Genomic DNA, 19,603 nt, shown 5'->3' with positions numbered 1-19,603 from the left:
TGGATCGGGGCATCTTGCGTATTGGGCGACTTACTCCATGAGCGTTTTCGCCACAAGCCGATTCCGTTTCACCTATGGAAACACAAGCCTGAGTAACGGCGTGAATGTGAGTAAAATAGGGCCTTGAAGCGCTATTCCCACATTGCAATTGCGTTACCCGAGCAAGTGTCGCATCTGCGCCACGGCTGAACTCAGCCACCATTTGCAACCATCGCCGTGCGATAGTGCTTTACCGCCTCCGTCAGCAGGTCCGCCATCCTTCCCCGCCATCCGTCATCAAGGAGCAGTTTTTCGTCTTCCCTGTTCGAAAGGAAGCCTAGTTCCAACAGGATAGACGGCACATCTGGCGCCTGCAGAACGCGGAAGCCGGCATGGCGATGCGGATTGTTGATTGTCCCCACCTGATCCTTGAAAGACGCGAGCACGCTCTCTGCCAGAGAAATCGAGAAAGCCTGCGTTTCGCGGCGTGTCAGGTCGAGCAGAATATCGGCGACTTCGGGAGGCTCGGCGACGGTCTCCTTGCCGGCAATCTGATCGGAAAGGTTTTCGCGGTCGGCCAGATCGGCGGCGAGCTTGTCTGAAGCCCGGTCGGAAATCGTGTAGACTGTCGCGCCGCGAATATCCTTCTGCTTCAGGGTGTCGGCATGCATCGAAATAAAGAGGCCTGCATGGTTCTGACGGGCGATCTCCACACGCTCGGACAGCGACAGGAACGAGTCGTCCTTTCGCGTCAGAAACGCCTTGATGCCGGACTCGCGGTTGAGGCGATCGGCCAGCGCCTTGGCGAATGCGAGCGTTACGTCCTTCTCCTGCGTCTTGGTATCGACGCCGATCGCGCCCGTGTCGATCCCACCGTGACCGGCATCGACAGCGATGATGAAATCGCCGTTGGCCGGCTTCTCCGGCGCAGGAATCGCACTGGTCGTCTGTCGAGACGAAGGATCGCTCCATGACTGGGCCTTGACCAGTTCGGCGAACTTGTCCTTGTCCGTCATTGCAGCATCGAGGACGAGACGATGCCCCTTGCCGTCCTCATCCGCCTGAACCTTGGCCACTTCCATCTTCACCGGCTTTTTGGCCGTTAGCACGATGCGCGCGCTGTCCCCATCCATCTTGCCGTAACGAATGTCCTTGAATAGCCCCCTCGCCTCGAGGTCGCCGGCAGGGAACCCGAAGGCCGTCGCGGGCAAATCGATCACGACGCGTTCGGGATTGGCGATGTAATGGACCGAAAAGTCCGGGGCCCGATCGAAATCGATGACAATACGGGTGCGTCCATCGTCGCCGATGATGCGGGCACCGTAGGCGAGCAAAGGCTCAACCTTGGCTGCGTCATTTGCTCTCACGTCCGGAAGACATACAAAAACCATCGCCGCCACAGCGACGAACGCACCCGCAACCTTCGTCCTCCGCCATCCGGATATCACCGTCGCGGGTCGTACCCTCTTAAACAATCGACCGCCACACCTTGAATAACATTCCGATCAAGTTCTCCCGGTAAACGCGAAATTGCCCGTGTCGGCGTCCTTCGCGGCCGCGGAGCCGAATCGGCGCCCTTAATCCCCGATTTTGTATGCCTTCCAAAATCCATCAATATTATGGCACATTTGGCTTTTCCCTTGCTATTGTGACAGAGAAAACATACAAGGATTTTCAGGGTAGAAGTGCTGACGGGATAGAGTCGCCTGCACGGCAGCCAAACCGATAAGGAACTGGCGCCACAACCGGCAATCGTCCGCCGTCATATGTGTTTCCACTCGAAATTGGATCCTGAATTTTCCGGCGTATGCGGGAACTTCATCGGTGGATAGCCACCAACCGCTCTTTACAGAGAGAGCAAACTCATCGGACCTGAACAAGGTCTTAGTTTTGTCGATCTCGCTTGGTCTTTGATGGTGTCGCAGCAGGTTTTATCTGAAGTCTACAGGCCCCGGGAGAACATCTCCCCCGCTGCTGTCTGGCTGCTGCCTTCCACACCGCACCAATCGCGACTTTCATTATCCGGCGCTGCAATGACGAGCCGCACCTCTTCTGTCTCATCGACACAAGCGGATGCTGACGTTCGACCGCGCCGAGGAGCACAGCTTACATGGCAGACAAGATGCTTATCGACGCGTCTCACGAGGAAGAGACGCGCGTTGTTGTCGTTCGCGGAAACCGCATAGAAGAATTTGACTTCGAGTCGCAGCACAAGAAGCAGATTCGCGGCAATATCTATCTCGCAAAGGTAACGAGGGTCGAACCTTCGCTGCAGGCCGCCTTCGTTGACTACGGCGGCAACCGGCACGGCTTCCTGGCCTTTGCCGAAATTCACCCCGACTACTATCAGATCCCGCTTGCCGATCGTCAGGCCCTGCTTCGCGCCGAAGCCGAAGAGCATCGCCGTGACGACGACGTCGAACATGTCGAGACGGCACCGGTCGATCTCTCCACTCAAGCGCAGCCGGACGTCGGTGTCGAAGCGCCTCCAGCGGAAGCCGCGCCAGAGGTAGAAACTGCTGCCGCAATCGAGACGGTCGAGGTCGTTGCGGAAGTTGCCGAGGAAGCACCGGCCAAGAAGGCAAAGCCCCGCCGCAGCCGCAAGAAGGCAGCACCGGCTGCCGAAGTGCCGGCAAGCGATGAGGCTGCCAGCGAAGCCGCTGTTGACAACGATGACGAAGGCTCCTCGGGCAACGAGATGGCTGCAATGGTCGAGACGGACTCGATCTCCGAAGAGGTCGACGCGCGCCGCCGCAGCGATGACGACGATGACGACGATCACGACCACGAAGAGGAAGTGATCGAATCAGTCGGCGCCGAAGATGCCATGGAGGAAGTTCCCGATCGCGTCCAGCGCAAGCCGCGCAAGCAGTATCGCATCCAGGAGGTGATCAAACGCCGCCAGATCCTGCTCGTTCAGGTCGCCAAGGAAGAACGCGGCAACAAAGGTGCTGCGCTCACCACCTACCTGTCGCTGGCAGGCCGCTATTCGGTTCTGATGCCGAACACGGCGCGTGGCGGCGGCATTTCCCGCAAGATCACCAACCCGCAGGACCGCAAGCGCCTGAAGGAGATCGCGCGCATGCTCGAAGTGCCGCAGGGCATGGGCGTCATCCTGCGCACTGCGGGCGCAAATCGCACCAAGGTCGAGGTCAAGCGCGACTTCGAATATCTGATGCGTCTTTGGGAGAACGTCCGCACGCTGACGTTGCAGTCGACCGCTCCCTGCCTCGTCTATGAGGAAGGCTCACTTATCAAGCGCTCGATCCGCGACCTCTACAACAAGGATATCGGGGAGATCATCGTCGCCGGCGAGGAAGGCTATCGTGAAGCGAAAGACTTCATGAAAATGCTGATGCCGAGCCACGCCAAGGTGGTTCAGCCCTATCGCGACATCCACCCGATCTTCTCGCGTTCCGGCATCGAGGCGCAGCTCGACCGCATGCTGCAGCCGCAGGTGACGCTGAAGTCGGGCGGCTACCTCATCATGAACCAGACAGAAGCGCTGGTTTCGATCGACGTCAACTCCGGCCGTTCGACCCGCGAACATTCGATCGAAGATACGGCGCTCCAGACGAACCTCGAGGCGGCCGAAGAGATCGCCCGACAGCTGCGCCTGCGCGACCTTGCGGGCCTGATCGTCATCGACTTCATCGACATGGAAGAGAAGCGCAACAACCGCGCCGTCGAGAAGAAGCTGAAGGAATGCCTAAAGAACGACCGCGCCCGCATCCAGGTCGGCCGCATCTCGCATTTCGGTCTTCTCGAAATGTCGCGCCAGCGCATCCGCGCTTCTGTTCTCGAATCGACGACGCAGGTCTGCTCGCATTGTGGCGGCACCGGCCACGTCCGTTCGCAGTCCTCGGTTGCCCTGCATGTGCTGCGCGGCATCGAGGAATATCTGCTCAAGAACACGACGCACAACATCGCGGTTCGCACGACGCCTGATATTGCGCTGTACCTGCTCAATCACAAGCGCCAGACGATCGTCGACTACGAAGTCCGCTTCGGCGTTGCGATCATTATCGACGCAGACGGCTCTGTCGGCTCGCAGCACTTTGCGATCGACCGCGGCGAGCCGGTCGAGAACCCGGTCAAGATCGAAAGCCTGTTCAACTTTGCCGCCATTCCCGATGACGACGACGATATCGTGGTCGAAGTCGACGAGGAGGAAGAAGAGGAATTGGAGGCCAAGCCGGCCGCTGCTGAACGTCCGGCACAGCGCACCGAAGGCGATGTCGAGGGCCGCAAGCGCAAGCGCCGCCGCCGTCGTCGGGGCCGTAACGGCAGCGGCGAGCCAGTAGCCGCCGACAGCAACTCTGCCGAGGCTGAGGAAGGCGACCAGACCGGCAGCGATGACGAGGATGAAGGCGACGAGAGCGTTGCCACCACCTCGGAAACGCGTGACGAAGGTGATGAGACCCAGCGCCGCAAGCGCCGCCGTCGTGGCAAGCGCGGCGGCCGCCGCAACCGCGAGGAAGGCGGCGAGCAAGAAGCTTCTGCGGCGGATGTGGCAAGTGACGGTGCTGAGAGCGGCGAGACAGAGGTGACCGCCGCCGAGGTGATCGAAGCTGCCGCTGAGGAAGCAGTCGAAGCTCAGCCAGCAATGGCAGCTGTTGAAACAGGCGCCTCGGTTACTGAGGACGTGAAGCCGAAACGCGCACGTCGTAGCCGCAAGGCATCGCCGGTCGAGGAGCCTGTTGTGGAAGAGGCCGCGGCGGAAGCGGCACCGACCGCGGAAGCTGAAGCCGAGACTGCAGCCGCAGACCTCGCAACGCCGGCCGTCGATGACGCAAAGCCTGTCCGCGCCAACAGGGAGTCGAACATCTCTTCATCTGAACCGACGGTTAAGTCGACGCGCGGCGATGCCGGGGAAAGCGACGGTGACGGCAAGCCGAAGAAAGCTGGCTGGTGGCAGCGCCGCGGTTTTTTCTAAGACTGATCTTCGGCGATAAGTAAGCAATACGATCCGGCTGCGGCGACGCAGCCGGATTTTTTTATGCTCTCGTGAGATCGACGCCTCACCTGCGCCGTAGCGAAGGAGCGCAGGTCAAAACCACCTTGGATAGCACGACCATGTGTGAGCAAGCGTTTGTCGCGGCGCAGATTTTCCGACCCGGATGCTTGCCGCTGATAGCCAGATGATGGCCCGTAAGGACCGCTGACGAAGGCTGCTACGCACTCTTACAAAGTGCCACCCTTGTCGACACATCTGGGATACACGTCTCTGGTTGAATTACACCTGTGATCAACGCGGTATGGCCAGCAGGCACGGGAGACGCGATATGAACATGAAACAGATGATGGCGGCAGCTTTGTTGGTGGGGTGCGCGCTTGCCGAGCAACAAGCTTACGCGCAACAGCCACAGCTCCAGCGAACCGATATTGTAAAAGGCGATCTAAGCATTCCTGGCCATGAAGCCGTGCAGGTTCGGGTAGATCTTGAGCCTGGCGCGGTGTCAATCAAACACAAGCATCCAGGCGAAGAGATTGCCTATGTCCTCGACGGCGTGATTGAATATCAACTTGAAGGCAGAGAGCCCCTGACGATCAAGGCCGGCCAGGCCTTGTTCATTCCCGGCGGAGTGGCGCATGTGGCGAAGAACGTGGGCGACGGCAAGGCATCCGAGCTTGCGACCTACGTCGTCAGGAAGGGGTCGGAGCTGGTTCAGCCCGACGAATGAGCCGTGGTGAATGCGCTCGACGCACCTCAATCCTGCCGAGCAATCGCGGTCTCGTGCGGGTACTCTCCGTAAAACCCCCGCCAGTTCGCGATCGCGAAACCAAGGACCACGAGGGCTCCTGCCTGATGCAGCAGCCCCCAATGAAGCGGGACTTGCAACAATAAGGTGCCGATTCCAATCGCCGCCTGAGCGGTCACCAACACAAACAGGACGACGGCGCGCCGAGCATGCGTCGTGGACGGCGCTGCAGCAAGGGCAATGATCATGTTGACCAGCGTCACTGCAAACAGGGTGTAGGCACCCAGCCGATGGACAAACTGCACCGTCTTGGGGTTCTCGAAGAAATTGATCCAGGCCGGTTGCTGGATCAATAGGTCGGAGGGAACGACGGAGGCGTCCATCAACGGCCAGGTGTTATAGGTAAAGCCGGCATCGAGGCCCGCGACGAGCGCGCCGAGATAGATCTGAAAAAACGCAAAAACGGCGATCACAGCGGCCCAGACATGCGAGCCCGGCTTGGGCGCCGGATCATCGGAGTGAGGGGAAAGCCCTCGCATGATCCACATGCAGGACGCGAAGATGAGACAGGCCATGACAAGGTGCGTTGCCAACCGATACTGGCTGACATCAGTTCGGACGGAGAGCCCTGACGATACCATCCACCAGCCGATCGCGCCCTGTAGTCCACCCAGCATCAGAATTCCGAAGAGAGGCCAGCGCAGCCGTCGCTCCACCTTTCCTGTTACCCAAAAATAGAGCAACGGCAACGCGAAGATGACACCAATGCCGCGTGCAATCAGACGGTGGGCCCACTCCCACCAAAAGATGCCCTTGAACTCGTCGATGGTCATTCCGTCATTTATTTGCTGATACTCGGGAATGCGCTGGTAGAGCTTGAATTCCTCGTCCCATTCCGCGGCGCTCAGAGGCGGAATCACGCCGTGGATCGGCTTCCACTCGGTGATCGACAGGCCCGAATTCGTAAGTCTGGTGGCGCCGCCGACGATCACGAGACAGAACAGCGCCAGGAGCACAAAGCCCAGCCAGATGCGAACAGCCCGGCGATTGCCCTCCTGCCGGCGTATCTCACGCAATATCTGCTGTTCGGTGCTCAAGTTCGCGATGGCCATGGCTGCTCCTTACGTCCGGTAGTTGATTTGCCTGAGCGGCTCATGCAAAACAAGCCCCGGACCTTTGCGGCATGCCGTCGCGGCAGTTCAACACCAGTGCGAAAGATATCTGATGCCTGTCCGCCTCCGGAAATTTATCGGTACGATCCTGATCGTCGTGCTCGTACTCGCCTACGCGGTGCTTGCAAACACGATCGCAGTCGCGACGCTCGGCAACGCTCCATGGTGGGGGCAACTCCTCTACTTTTTCCTGACCGGGCTGCTGTGGGTTCTTCCAGCCATGGTTATCATCAAATGGATGGCAGGGCCGAAACAGCAGTGAGCTGTTAACGACGGGATAACCGTGATCGACGGAAAGCACCCTTCGCCGCAGCCCATAAACGAAATGGATGCTCGGCTACCCTATTCTCCGCGCTAGCAAGTCAGACCGGAGAAAAACCGTGCAGGCGCAGAAGCTTCCTGTTCCAGATAAAGCGCACCATTCGAGGGAATCCGACGCGGGCATTTCCGAATTGCGGGCGCTGACCGCGCAGCTTGCAGTGACGGAGCTCGATATCGTCGTCCTGGATGGCTTGGAACCGCTGGAAGAGCTCTGGCGCAAGCTCGATCGCGACGATCTGAATTCCCTACACCAAGGTTACGACTGGTGCATGTCGTGGACTAACGCCCATGGAAACCCACTATCGATCGTCTGGGGCAGGCTTGGCGAAGAGACCGCATTTATTCTACCAATAGAGATAAACAGGTTTCACGGTTTCCGCACCGCCAGATTTGTCGGTGCAGATCACAGCAACATCAACACGGGCCTCTTTACAGCGCGCTTCATCGAACTGGCTAAGAATCTCGAGCCCCGAAAATTCGCGGAGTTGCTGCGTCGCGCTCTGGTCGGAAGCGCCGACCTTCTGTTGCTGCAGAACATACCGCTGGAATGGCGCGGACGCCGCAGTCCTCTAGCGCTGTTGCCGATCGTCCAGAACCAGAACCACGCCTACCATCTTCCGCTCCTGGCAGACATGGGATCGACACTCCAACAAGTGAACGCAAAGGGGCGGCGTAAGAAGTTCCGAATGCAGCTGAGACGTCTGGAGGCGCTCGGTGGGTTCGACTACATTTCCAGCGGAACGTCAGACGAGCAACATCGGTTGCTCGACCGTTTCTTCGAGCAGAAGGGTGAACGATTCAAGGCGCTCGGACTGCCGGATGCGTTTGAAGACTCGAAGACCAAGGCTTTCCTGCACGGCGCACTCGACATTCGCGACCCCGACAGCAAGACGGTGGGGCTGGAAATGCACGCGATCCGCCTGAAGGGCGAGCACGATGGTCATATCGCAGCCCTGGCTGGTATTTCTCGCAAAGGCGACCACATCATCTGCCAAATCAGCGCAATCGATGAAAGCTTGGCGGCGGATGCGAGCCCTGGCGAATTCCTATTCTGGCAGATGATCGCCGGGCAGCATGGCAAGGGCGTCGGCCTGTTCGACTTCGGCCTTGGCGACCAAAGATATAAGCGCTCATGGGCACCAGTAGAAACCGGGCACTATGACGTTGTTCTGCCGCTTTCGCTACGCGGCAGAGTGGGCGGCCTCGTTCACCGGGCAATCACACGAGGCAAAGCTTTCATCAAGTCTCGCCAGAAGATCTACCAGCTTCTCCAGCGCATACACCGGGTGATCGGCGCTTGATCACGCGGCATGCCGAGAGATCGGGCTTTCAAGGGGCTCGTCGCTATCGGACATCAGCACGACACGCCCGTAGCCGGCCGCTTCGAACTCGGTCATAGCAGTCACGAACTCCTGCTCGACGATCTCAGGCATGGAGAGGATGATTTCGACGTCCTTGCTCTGCGTCAAGCGCGAAACGCCGGCCACGTCGGCAGCTCCGCATTCCACGATCACGAGATCATAGGCCGAGACCAAAGCGTCCAACAGCAGAGACAGCCGATCGGCACCGCGCATCGCCCGGCGCGGATCGCTGATACCTTGCGGAATGAAGTGTGCGTCGGAGCGGCTGTCGCCATGGATCGTATCGCCGAAGGCCGCATCCCCGCAGAGCAAATCGGTTATGCCGAGCATGTTGCGATCCTCGGCCATGAGGTCACTCGGTAGCCCCGAGCCCGTCATGTCGACCAGTATGATCCGCGAGCCATCCTCGGCCAACTTGCGCACAAGCGACACGGTTGCCGCCGAGCCGTCATTGCCGGTCGGCGAAATGGCGATGGCCAGAGGCGCTCTGCTGCCGCGAAGGTAGTCCGAGACAGATGCTATCGAGAACTCGTTCGTTTCGACGGCTCTTTCCTCCTCGACTGGCTCGGCAACCGGCTCCTCGTCTGCGGGTGTAGCCAACAGGCTCGGTGTAGCCACCCGCCTGGCGGAGCCGGCAGTCGTCGCTTCAGGCTCCTCTGCTTCTTCACGCACCACCTTCTCCTCGGGTGGCTCGACGGGGCGGAGTGCCCGACCGCTGAAGAGTTCGGCGAGCATGATCACAATCGATGTCATAGTGAAGGTTGCGAAGGCAGCGACGATGACGATCGGCAGAACCTTCGGGAAATAGGGATCGACGGGTTGTATTGCCTTCGACACGATACGTGCGTCTGCCGGGCTTGAATTCTTGTCGGAGCGCGACGCCGCCTCGCGGTAACGAGAGAGATAGGTTTCCAGGAGTTGCCGTTGCGCCGTAGCTTCGCGCGTCAGGGCATTGAGACCAACCTCGTCTTCCCCAGCCTGGGCGCTGTTGGCCTTCAGCTTGTCGGCCTGCTGCTCCAGCTCCTTTTGGCGAACCGCAGAGACCTTCGCTTCGTTTTCGATGCTTGCGAGGATCTTCTGCGTCTCCTGGCGAATCTGTGCCTTGATGTCCGAAAGCTGCGCGCGAAGGCTCTTCAGTCGCGGATGGTTATTGAGCAACGACGTCTGCAGGTCGGAGATCTGCGACTGCAGACCCGACTCCGTGCTCTTCAGCCGCTGGATCGACTGAGACGACATGATGTCCTGTAATGTATCGGATGGCTGACCGGAGGCGAGAGCATTGCGTACGGACTGAGCACGCGCCTCGGCATTGGCGCGCTCCCCCCGGACCCGGGTAAGCTCTGCCGAAATGTCGTTCAACTGCTGTGTGGCGAAATTCGACCCGCCGTTGGTCGGCAGCAGTCCGTGCACGGCGCGGTATTCCGCCACCTTCTGCTCGGCATCATTGACCTTCTGGCGGAGATTTTCGATCTCCGGCTCCAGCCAGCGCGTCGCCTCGGAATTCGAATCCAGCTTGGCGCCGCTCTGGGTGGCAAGGTAGACCCCCGCCATTGCATTGGGGATTGTCGCCGCGAGCTTCGGATCCTTCGAGGTGAAGGTAATGCCGATCACGCGCGAGCCCGGCACCTGATAGACCTGAAGCCTCTCCATGAAGGCGTCGATCACGCGCTCTTCGGGGGGATTCTCATACGGGTTTTTCTTGAGGTGGAGCGCCACCAGGATATCGGTGAGTGCTGAGCCATTTGCGGCCGCATCGAACTCCGGCAAATCGTAAAGCTTCTGGCCGTTGATGACCTGCTTGATGAGGTCCGAGGATTGGAGAAGCTGCACCTGGCTCGCAATATTGAGCTCGTCCAGCAATGGTCCCGCATTGGCATCGTTTACCTGCGCATTGGCGAAGGCTGGGGCACGGGGCTCGATCAGGATGCGGGTTTCGCTTCGGTACTTGGGGGAAATCATCTTAGCGCCCGTGAAAGCGATCCCTGCCCCCAACGCGGTGATTGCCAGGACCTTCAGCCGGCGTGCCCAAACGGCGCGGACCAATTGTCCAAGATCTATGTCCACATCCTGATGACCCGATACGCCGGACATGCTTGTACTCCAAGAACAAACGTGGCCGCGAGGGTAAATCACTATAGTAACCCAACGGTTAATGCTTGCGCCGCCCCTCCGGCGGCACATCGACCGGTCGAAGTCAAAAAAATCGGCGGTTTTTACCGACCGTTAACCCTAACGGATTGATAACGGCTGAGATCGAATTCGTTTTCCTATGAGCAGACGCGATGCCCTTCGCACAGCCCAAGTTCCTGATGGCTCTGAGCCTCGCCGCCACGACCGCGGTCCTGAGCGGCTGCAATAGCTACAAGCCCGCGCCCCAGGCCTTCAACCAGGCGACGATCCAGCCCTATTCGCTGGACAGCGGCGACCGGCTGCGCATTACCGTGTTTGATCAGCCAAGCATGACCAACACGTACACGATCGACCAGGCCGGCTACATCGCCTTCCCGCTTGTCGGTCAGGTCCCTGCTCGCGGGCGCACGCTGCAACAGCTATCGGGGCAGATCGCGCAGAAACTCAGGCAGGGCTACTTGCGCGATCCCGACGTCACGATCGACGTCGACCGCTACCGCTCGATCTTCGTTATGGGCGAAGTTGGCCAGTCCGGCCAATACGCCTACGTTCCCGGAATGACGGTGCAGAATGCCGTTGCCGTTGCCGGCGGCTTCACCTCGCGCGCCAATCAGGGCGCGGTCGATGTGACGCGCAAGATTAACGGGCAAGTGATCACGGGGCGCGTCAATATCTCTTCTGCGATCATAGCCGGCGACACCATCTATGTTCGCGAACGACTGTTCTGATCCTCGATGACTGAACAGCGTCCGCTCCGCATTCTCCATTGTTTTAGGTCACCGGTTGGCGGAGTCTTCCGCCATGTCCGCGATCTGGTGCTAGAGCACAGCAAGGCGGGGCACGAGGTCGGCATTCTCTGCGACAGCTCTACGGGCGGCGAGCATGAAGACCGTCTATTCGACGATATTCGTCCCTTCCTGGCGATGGGTTTGACGCGCATGCCGATGCGGCGGCACGTCAGCCTCTCCGATCTCGGAATGCTCTGGGACACGTACAAGAACATCAAAAGTTTGCGGCCGGATGTGCTGCACGGTCACGGCGCCAAAGGCGGTGTGCTCGCGCGACTTGCCGGCTCAGCCCTGCGGGTGAACAGGTATCGCGTAGCCCGCCTCTATACAGCGCACGGCGGAAGCCTGCATTATTCCCGCAGATCGCTCATGGGGCAATTCGTGCTCCGCATGGAGCGTCTGCAGGAATACTTCACCGACGCCCTCGTCTTTATCTGCGAGTACGAGCGCGAAGCGTATACGAAGAAGGTCGGTCGACCACGGACGGAAACGCGGCTGATCTACAACGGGATCGGTGAGCGTGATTTCGAGCTCATCCCAACCCGCTCAGATGCAGTCCACTACATCTATGTCGGCATGCTGCGGGACCTTAAGGGTCCCGATCTCTTTGTGGAGGCCTTCGCGAAAGCGGAGCGTATTCTCGGACGTCCGCTTTCGGCCGTGATGGTCGGCGACGGACCAGACCGCGACAGATACCGGGACATGATGATCGAACGCGGCCTGGGCAAGCGGATCAGCATGCTGCCGGCAATGCGCGTCCAGCAAGCCTTCGCAATGTCTCAGAATCTCGTCGTGCCGTCACGCGCCGAGGCCATGCCTTACATCGTGCTCGAGGGTCTCGGCGCCGGCAAGACCATCATCGCAACGCGTGTTGGCGGAATTCCCGAGGCATTGGGCAGAGATAGCCCGGCCCTTGTCAACCCTGACGATTCCGACGATCTTGCGCGCGCCATGGCGGATGCGATCCGCATCCCCGATTGGCATGACGCCGTGATGCCGCCGATGGAGCAGGTGAAGTCGGTTTTCTCCGCCTCGGTGATGGCCAATGATGTCCTGAAATTGTACCACGACCTCCTGGAGCTCCAATCCGGGCAAGCTCTTGCGGTTGCTTCGTAAAAGTTTCTTAGGGGCTTTCTGCTATTGCCGTTCCGATAACCAGCGGCGGTAGCCTCATGAACAAGGCAGAGAAAAGCGATCAATTTGACCTCGAAGCGCTACGCAAACAGGTTTCAGACATCAATCGGCACAGCGAAGACGCGGATAAAAAGGCCCAGCCGGAGCCGATCAACAGCTATGCCCGTCGGATCGCCGAGCAATTCAGTGCCGGAAACCGCTCGCCGGCTATCATCATCGGCCAGTTTCGCCTGTTCGAATTTGCTTCGCAATTTCTGATCGGGCTGCTCGTATTCCTTCTCTGGCCGGGGAATGAGGCGGAGACCCTCTTCGGACGCACCATCACTGCCGTAATTGTTGCGGCCCTCCTCGTCTGCGGGCTACAGACGGCCGACACTTACTCCGTCCCCGCCTTGCGCATGCGTTTGCGCCTGCTGCCACGCGTTTTTGCCGTGTGGGGATCGGTCTTCTTGATCGTCGCTAGCGCAAGCGCATTCGCCGGCAACGTCAGCTCGACCGTGGTGCCGGCCTACCTTGCCTGGTTCGTTGCTGGCGCAATCTTCCTCCTCGCCGCTCGCTTCCTGTTCGCCTACGGCATCCGCAACTGGTCGCGCAACGGCATCATGGAGCGCCGCGCTGTGATCGTGGGCGGTGGAGCACCGGCCAAAGAGCTGATCCGGGTCCTCGAGCAGCAGCCCGACAATGACATCCGGATTTGCGGCATCTTCGATGATCGCGGCGAGAAACGGTCGCCGATCATGGTCGCAGGTTATCCGAAGCTCGGAACGGTCGCCGAACTGGTCGAGTTCGTCCGTATCACGCGCATTGACATGCTGATTATTTCGCTTCCGCTGAGCGCCGAGGCACGCATTCTGCAGCTGTTGAAGAAGCTTTGGGTCCTGCCCGTCGATATCCGCCTCGCCGCTCATGCAAATCGTCTGCGCTTTCGTCCGCGCGCCTACTCGCGCATCGGCTCGGTCCCGATGCTCGATATTTTCAACAAGCCGATCCGGGACTGGGATTCCGTCGCCAAGCGCTGTTTCGACATCTTCTTTACGTTGCTCGCTCTGGCGCTTTTCTGGCCGATCATGCTGGCCACGGCGGTCGCCATCAAGCTGACCTCGAAGGGACCGGTCTTCTTCAGGCAGAAGCGTCACGGTTTCAACAACGAGATCATCAACATCTTCAAGTTTCGTTCGATGTATGCCGACAAGGGCGATCCGACCGGTCGCGCCGCCGTCACCAAAGGTGATCCTCGCGTAACCCCTGTCGGACGCTTTATCCGCAAGAGCTCGATCGATGAACTGCCGCAGCTTTTCAACGTGCTGACGGGCGACCTTTCGCTGGTCGGCCCGCGCCCGCACGCCATTCTTGCGCAGGCGAAGGATCGTGCTTTCGGTGACGTCGTGGAAGGCTATTTCGCTCGCCATCGCGTGAAGCCCGGGGTGACCGGCTGGGCGCAGATCAACGGTTGGCGCGGAGAGGTCGATCACGACGACAAGATCAAGTTCCGGACGGCCTACGACCTCTACTACATCGAGAACTGGTCGCTCTGGTTCGATCTGAAGATCCTGCTCCTCACGCCCTTCCGGTTGTTCAATACGGAAAACGCCTATTGAGCGCGGTCGAGGCGACACCTCGGCGCGTTCCCCAGCCGCAACGAGCAACGTTGCGGCTGCTTGGTTCGGCGATGGTCGCCCTTGGCGTCTTTCTCTCCGGCTTCGTTATCGACGAGCCGGCGCCTTATGAGCTCTGGATGGCCGCGCTTCTCTGCATCTGGTTCATTCTGGGGCTTAGGATTTCGCGCTTCACCGCGCCGCTTCTGGCACTGCTGCTTGCCTTCAACATTGGTGGCATGCTTTCGCTGACGCAAATGAAAGATCTCGGGACCGGACCGATGTATGTCGCCGTTTCGACCTTCCTCGCGCTCACAGCGATCTTCTATGCAGCGATTATCGAGGATAGCCATCGGCGCCTGCCGCTCATTTTCAATGCCTGGGCATTCGCCGCCGTTTTCACCTCGCTGCTCGGGATTCTTGGCTATTTTCACGCCTTCCCCGGCGCAGAGGTCTTCACGCTCTATGATCGTGCCAAGGGCGCCTTCCAGGACCCTAACGTATTCGGCCCATTCCTGGTCCCACCGTCCCTCTACCTCGTCCACGGCATTCTCGTCGGCAACTTGAGGACGTCGCCGATCAAGGCCCTTGCACTGTTGATCCTGGCACTTGGCGTGTTTTTGTCATTCTCGCGTGCGGCCTGGGGTCTTTTTCTTCTCGGCATTGTCCTTCTGATCTTCTGCATGTTGCTCAAGGAACGCAGCGGCGCGTTTCGCCTGCGGATCCTAATCCTGTCGCTTGCCGCGATCATGCTGCTAATCGGATCGCTGGTCGTTGCATTGCAATTTCCGAAGGTCAGCGCGCTCTTTTCGGCACGCGCCCAGCTCGTGCAACAGTATGACGGCGAGCACCTCGGTCGCTTCGATCGCCACCGCATTGGCTTCACGATGATGATGGAACGGCCGCTCGGAATCGGTCCGCTGGTCTTCGGCACAATGTTTCCGGAAGACGAGCACAATGTCTGGCTGAAATCACTAACGAGCTACGGTTGGCTCGGCTTTCTCAGCTATGTCACAATGCTTTGCTGGACGATCTATCTCGGGTTCAGGAATCTCCTCAAGGATCGCCCGTGGCAGCCCTATCTGATGATCGCATGGATCGGGGTGTTAGGGCATGCAGCAGTCGGCAACGTCATCGACGTCGACCACTGGCGACATGTCTACCTGCTTTTCGGCGTCGTCTGGGGCTGCGCTGCGCTCGAACAGCGCCATAAACGGCGTCTTACAACACGTCGGTCTTGCGAACGAACGCCGGCGCGCTAGTCTTTGATTTATGATTACAGCCACACAAATGCGCGGCGCCCGCGCCATGACCGGAATGAGCATCGAGCAACTGGCAGCCGCATCCGGGTTGCCCGCTGCCACCATCGAAACAATGGAACGCGACGAGCGGGACGGGGAGCCACACGCATTGCTCGCCGTCAGGCAAGCACTTGAAGCGGCGGGCATTATCTTTATTGCCAGCGGCAATCACGACGAAGGCGGACCGGGGGTGAGATTACGGGCGCGCACAGGGGTCGATGAAGGCATCCGCCCGGAAAACCTCAACGCTGCGAACGACGATTAATCCAATATCCTTCTTGGAGACCCGAGATTACAAATAGGCCTTTGCGAGAGCCGAAAGCTTGACCTGGTCTCTGACGCCCTGTCGATAGAGCTGTATCAGAAGCGCGCCGATAGTCTCGGCGGCCGAGGTGTTCCGCTCGAGCCCCCTGTCCTTACAGACATCGTCAAGCACCCCGGACAAAAGATCGAGATCGTCCGAGAAAAGCGGCAGGTCACGTGGAAGAACTGGGGATTTGAGCATGACGCCACAGGTCCCGTCAGAGGGCTATCAATACCAGCAACATTGTCATCGACGGCCCATCCATAGCCGACGATGCGGTCACTATGCGCGCGAGCCGGCGATTTATCAACCAAACATTTCTCGCGGAAACATTTATGTGAATGGCGTAGGCCAAGCCTGCTGATAGGCGAGTGCTGCCTCAGTTCTTCAGCTGCTCCGAGGCAAGCTGCGACTGGAGCGAGCCCTCAATGATGATCCTTGCGCTGACCTTGACGACATAGGTCTCGGCCAGTTCGGTCAGCGCCAGCGCGACTTCGTGCTCCGGCCAACCCGACGACACGGCCTTCTCGACCAGAGCCCCAAAGGGCTCCGATAGCGCTTCCCGGCATGTTTTGCTCGTCTCGCCGTCTGCCATGCGTCATCCACCAGCATTTGTGGGACATATATTACAGAAAACTAATAATTATTCGAGTTACCACGACAAATTTCTGACAGCGGTATTTCCGTTGAGCCTCAACAGGTAGCCGTCAGCATCGGAAATACTGCCGGAACAACGCGATTGCGTCGGCGCCGCACAATTGATTCTTCGACAAGTACCATCAAGGAGGCGAGATGGCCTTCGGGCTTCTGGGGGTGCCGAAGGTTGATTGTAAATGGTCGGGGCGACTGGACTCGAACCAGCGACCCCTTGACCCCCAGTCAAGTGCGCTACCGGGCTGCGCTACGCCCCGACCTGCCAAAACGGCCTGATCCTGTTAGTCTTTTGGGATTCCACACGCAAGAGGAAAATCGCCACCGGTGAATAAAAAGGAATGAAGCGCGCTTCAACACAGAAAATCCCAGGGGGAATCCGACGGGCGGCTCGCTTCCATTCTCATCCGAAGTCAACGACGCCGACTGGGCCAATTGGAGATGCCGTTCGCAACATGGAAGGCGCTCAGCGGCGCACCACCTGGTGGTTTTCACAAAGCCAGCCAATCAACCGAATGTGCAGACGGAGATAAGGGCTGCCAGTGTTCCCAGTTGAGATCCCTTGATGGATTCGTTTCACTTGTGAACGGCTTCCGTGGCGCCGTCGATGGTTGATATGCCGTAGTGCAGCGAGCCCAATTCCGGTCAGACGCGATGGATCCTATTTTTGTTCCATCGCCTCCCATAGCCGTTCCTTGCGCGTCTTTGGCTTTAGCCGCTTATAGGTTCTTTCAACGAAACGAAGGAACCTCGTTACATGCATCAGCTTGTCAACGAATGAGCTCAAATTCACGAGACGCTCCGCCAGCACCTCGTTTGCCGTGAAAGCGATCTCGGCAGGAGAGTATTCTGGAAAGCGTGCGGAAAGCTCTGCATAGGAATTGGTTCGCTCGCGGCCAATAATGTCGATCTTCCCGCGCCGATACATTAGTCGCAAGACCACTTGTTCGAACGTCCAGTCATGAACGTCAAGAACCTGATAGCGCTCGCTTCTCTTGGACGAGAAGCCGGCCAGAGTGACCGTTACTCCCAGTTGGAGATTGGCGAGCCAAAAGCACAATGCAAATCCCGTGGTTGGCAGACTTGCAGGTGGATAAAACGGAGCGAACACATCCGTCAGATCCAGATGCCTGACTTTCACATCACCAAATGCGGAAGCTGGGCTGAACTTTTCGCTGTCACCGATGGTCAGATTGATGATCCCAAGGAAGCTGCTTTTATCAAAGTACTGGAGAACCTTGGATACTTTGCCGCTTTTGACAAGGTTGGCTCCCAGAGCTCCGCTTCGCGACACCAAAAGGGCATTGCGCGTAAACGGTTTGCTCAGGACCTTGTAGACCTTGTTGAAGAAGATGAAGAGCGTCGCCTCAGGAAAGCGCGACGCAAGCTCGTCGATGTCGACCTCGTCGCTGTTTGCCACTAAGACGATATCGCTGTAGCCGAGAAAAAACGACCTCCAGTCCTCCGAGTTGATTTCCACTGGAGGAGTCGCGTTCATCATTTCAAGATCGCTAGCGCCAGATCTGCTCATCGTTCAAACCATGTTTGTGTTGTCGTGCTAAAGGAACGCGTGGAGGCAGTTGTGCGATCGCCGTTCTCCGTTTCACTACTTCGCCTGCCCCAGTTTTCACCAGGCGCTCCGGCGCTCCCGCATAGACGCCAAAAGGCACCGTTATCCTTTCACCACACTGTTCGTCCCTCTATGGCGCCTCGGGCGATACGGAAGCCCACAAGCACCCCGGCTCCCGCGCCGATCCAATAAACGAAGCTCGACGCAAACGCCGAATTTCAGGCGTCACACCGGGGCGAACTGCGGATCGATCGCGAGCGCCTTGTCGAGCCACTTTTGGGCATACTCGACATCCTGCCAGTTCTTGAACCAAGGGCCTCCGTTGGTGTAGTGAACGCCCTTCGGATAGCCAGCGGACGGCTTTGAGCTCCAGCCTTCCAGCCAGTTCCACTCTTCCGGAATTTCTCCGATCTCGCTGTCATCGGCCCATTGGAGACGATGAAGAAACGCGCCAGTTTCGGCGTTGATGCGTTCCGGCGTCAGGTTGCGGGTGGAGGGATGGCCGCAATTGAAGAGCATGAACGACGACCAGTTCTTCCGCGGATACGTTGTCTGGATCTTCCCATCCATCTTTACGCCTTCCTTCGGCGTGTAATCATGATGGACGCAGGCAACGGCATGGTCTTCATTGCGATACTGCAGCAAGTCAGCGACGTCGCCAAAGAACAGGAAATCGCAATCGCAAAACAAAGCCCAGCCCTTGTAATCGGCAAGCCATGGCGTGAAGAATCGGGAATAGGTAAATTCCGTTGATGCCAGCGGATCGACCGCGCGGGTGTAGACACCACGGTCGATTAGATCCTGCAGCTTGATTGGGTGTACATCGACCTCGATCGAGGCATGTTCGAGCAGCGATTCCTTCGCAACTTCATAGGCGATATCTTCGCGTGAATCCCAACCGATGTAGACTGATAAGTCTGCCATGCACACTCCCCTTTTCTTCAGTAATCAGAAGCCGATGGAACACTCGGCGCTGTTCTTATCAGCGCCGATCATTGCTAGCTCGCGCATCGTAACGCGAGCATGAGAAGGGCTTCTCAAAGCTCAAATCTGATTTGAGCAAATGTGAACAACAAATGTAAACAGCAAAACTCACCTTAAACAACGAAAGATGTGGACACTTCGCGACCGGACGCGCGATTGATATTGGCATATCAGCAACTTCGAGGGATCGACGGTAGAATCCGCCGGTCATGGACCGATCCCACGGAGGACCCGTTTGTGACCTAGTTTCCTAGTGTTTCCCCGGATTGTTGCAAACGACGCTTGGCACCTTTCACGAACGCCACGGCGAACAGACCTGGAACAACCCAATGTGGCTCGACTTTTTACCGAAACCTATGGAATCTCAAGCGCTCGGCGCCCTCTGCGGAAAAGGACAGCCGGGCCAACTCCCTTCGCGCGATATGTACCTCGGTTGCCAAGACCGCTTGCCTTGTGTCTGTTCCATGGCAGACCAGCCAAAGGCTAATCGTTGCCAAGATGGGGAAATCCGAGATGGTGTCCCGATGGGTGGTGTAGCTCGCGCCTGATGGCCGTGCTTTCCGGCAAGGGCCGGAGGGGATATCAGCGTGCGACTGCAGGCAGGCTGATTA

General features: G+C 58.6%; 16 protein-coding genes and 1 tRNA gene. 9 read left to right on the top strand and 8 right to left on the bottom strand.

All coding sequences use genetic code 11. From position 1 onward, the window contains the following. Nucleotides 1-191 precede the first annotated feature (191 nt). Complete coding sequence (locus K9B32_RS09190) at nt 192-1,370, bottom strand: N-acetylmuramoyl-L-alanine amidase (RefSeq protein WP_224561641.1); 1,179 nt, start codon at nt 1,368-1,370, stop codon at nt 192-194. 719 nt (nt 1,371-2,089) lie between these two features. Here K9B32_RS09190 and K9B32_RS09185 point away from each other — a divergent pair. Both K9B32_RS09185 and K9B32_RS09180 read left to right on the top strand, forming a co-directional pair. Continuing rightward, nucleotides 2,090-4,915: a ribonuclease E/G gene (locus K9B32_RS09185; RefSeq protein ID WP_224561640.1), complete on the top strand. Its 2,826-nt coding sequence runs from the start codon at nt 2,090-2,092 to the stop codon at nt 4,913-4,915. Nucleotides 4,916-5,264: 349 nt separating this feature from the next. Then, nucleotides 5,265-5,663 carry a cupin domain-containing protein gene (locus K9B32_RS09180; RefSeq protein WP_224561639.1) on the top strand — a complete coding sequence of 133 codons (399 nt, stop codon included), beginning with the start codon at nt 5,265-5,267 and terminating at the stop codon, nt 5,661-5,663. Between the two features lie 26 nt (nt 5,664-5,689). On the opposite strand, the gene K9B32_RS09175 is transcribed toward K9B32_RS09180, so the two are convergent. After that, complete coding sequence (locus tag K9B32_RS09175) at nt 5,690-6,793, bottom strand: COX15/CtaA family protein (RefSeq protein WP_224561638.1); 1,104 nt, start codon at nt 6,791-6,793, stop codon at nt 5,690-5,692. Nucleotides 6,794-6,905: 112 nt separating this feature from the next. Here K9B32_RS09175 and K9B32_RS09170 point away from each other — a divergent pair, with 112 nt between their 5' ends. After that, a complete protein-coding gene (locus tag K9B32_RS09170) occupies nt 6,906-7,115 on the top strand; it encodes a DUF2842 domain-containing protein (protein ID WP_007801121.1) in 210 nt (69 codons plus the stop codon). 118 nt (nt 7,116-7,233) lie between these two features. Beyond that, nucleotides 7,234-8,475 (top strand): GNAT family N-acetyltransferase, encoded by a 1,242-nt coding sequence (locus tag K9B32_RS09165; RefSeq protein ID WP_224561637.1) that lies wholly within the window; start codon nt 7,234-7,236, stop codon nt 8,473-8,475. On the opposite strand, the gene K9B32_RS09160 is transcribed toward K9B32_RS09165, so the two are convergent. Next, entirely contained in the window at nt 8,476-10,626 is a 2,151-nt protein-coding gene (locus tag K9B32_RS09160; protein WP_224561636.1) for a GumC family protein, read from the bottom strand. It abuts the gene before it with no gap. Between the two features lie 191 nt (nt 10,627-10,817). Here K9B32_RS09160 and K9B32_RS09155 point away from each other — a divergent pair, with 191 nt between their 5' ends. From K9B32_RS09155 to K9B32_RS09135, 5 genes are read left to right on the top strand one after another with little or no spacing between them, the layout of a single operon-like run. After that, a complete protein-coding gene (locus K9B32_RS09155; RefSeq protein ID WP_224561635.1) occupies nt 10,818-11,393 on the top strand; it encodes a polysaccharide biosynthesis/export family protein in 576 nt (191 codons plus the stop codon). 6 nt (nt 11,394-11,399) lie between these two features. Continuing rightward, nucleotides 11,400-12,569 (top strand): glycosyltransferase family 4 protein, encoded by a 1,170-nt coding sequence (locus K9B32_RS09150; RefSeq protein WP_224561634.1) that lies wholly within the window; start codon nt 11,400-11,402, stop codon nt 12,567-12,569. Between the two features lie 56 nt (nt 12,570-12,625). Next, nucleotides 12,626-14,185: an undecaprenyl-phosphate glucose phosphotransferase gene (locus K9B32_RS09145; RefSeq protein ID WP_224561633.1), complete on the top strand. Its 1,560-nt coding sequence runs from the start codon at nt 12,626-12,628 to the stop codon at nt 14,183-14,185. Further along, nucleotides 14,182-15,444, top strand: a complete 1,263-nt coding sequence (locus K9B32_RS09140) for an O-antigen ligase family protein (protein WP_224561632.1) — start codon at nt 14,182-14,184, stop codon at nt 15,442-15,444. Before K9B32_RS09145 ends, K9B32_RS09140 begins: the two co-directional genes overlap by 4 nt. A gap of 10 nt (nt 15,445-15,454) precedes the next feature. Beyond that, the gene (locus K9B32_RS09135; RefSeq protein ID WP_224561631.1) at nt 15,455-15,748 is read left to right on the top strand and encodes a helix-turn-helix transcriptional regulator; all 294 of its coding nucleotides are present in this window, start codon (nt 15,455-15,457) and stop codon (nt 15,746-15,748) included. A 27-nt stretch (nt 15,749-15,775) separates the two neighbouring features. Here K9B32_RS09135 and K9B32_RS09130 read toward each other — a convergent pair whose 3' ends face one another. The 5 genes from K9B32_RS09130 to K9B32_RS09110 form a co-directional block, all read right to left on the bottom strand. Then, nucleotides 15,776-15,988, bottom strand: a complete 213-nt coding sequence (locus K9B32_RS09130; RefSeq protein ID WP_224561630.1) for a hypothetical protein — start codon at nt 15,986-15,988, stop codon at nt 15,776-15,778. A gap of 178 nt (nt 15,989-16,166) precedes the next feature. Continuing rightward, on the bottom strand, nt 16,167-16,382 hold the full coding sequence (locus tag K9B32_RS09125; protein ID WP_224561629.1) for a hypothetical protein: 216 nt from the start codon (nt 16,380-16,382) through the stop codon (nt 16,167-16,169). A gap of 239 nt (nt 16,383-16,621) precedes the next feature. Beyond that, nucleotides 16,622-16,698 (bottom strand) — tRNA-Pro (locus tag K9B32_RS09120). Between the two features lie 401 nt (nt 16,699-17,099). Further along, a complete protein-coding gene (locus K9B32_RS09115; protein ID WP_224561628.1) occupies nt 17,100-17,939 on the bottom strand; it encodes a 3-deoxy-manno-octulosonate cytidylyltransferase in 840 nt (279 codons plus the stop codon). Between the two features lie 294 nt (nt 17,940-18,233). Next, entirely contained in the window at nt 18,234-18,932 is a 699-nt protein-coding gene (locus tag K9B32_RS09110; RefSeq protein ID WP_224561627.1) for a glycosyltransferase, read from the bottom strand. Between the last annotated feature and the right edge of the window lie 671 nt (nt 18,933-19,603).

This window comes from Rhizobium sp. 3T7, assembly GCF_020166565.1.
Lineage (GTDB): Bacteria > Pseudomonadota > Alphaproteobacteria > Rhizobiales > Rhizobiaceae > Rhizobium.
This window is presented reverse-complemented; position numbering and strand designations above follow the sequence as displayed.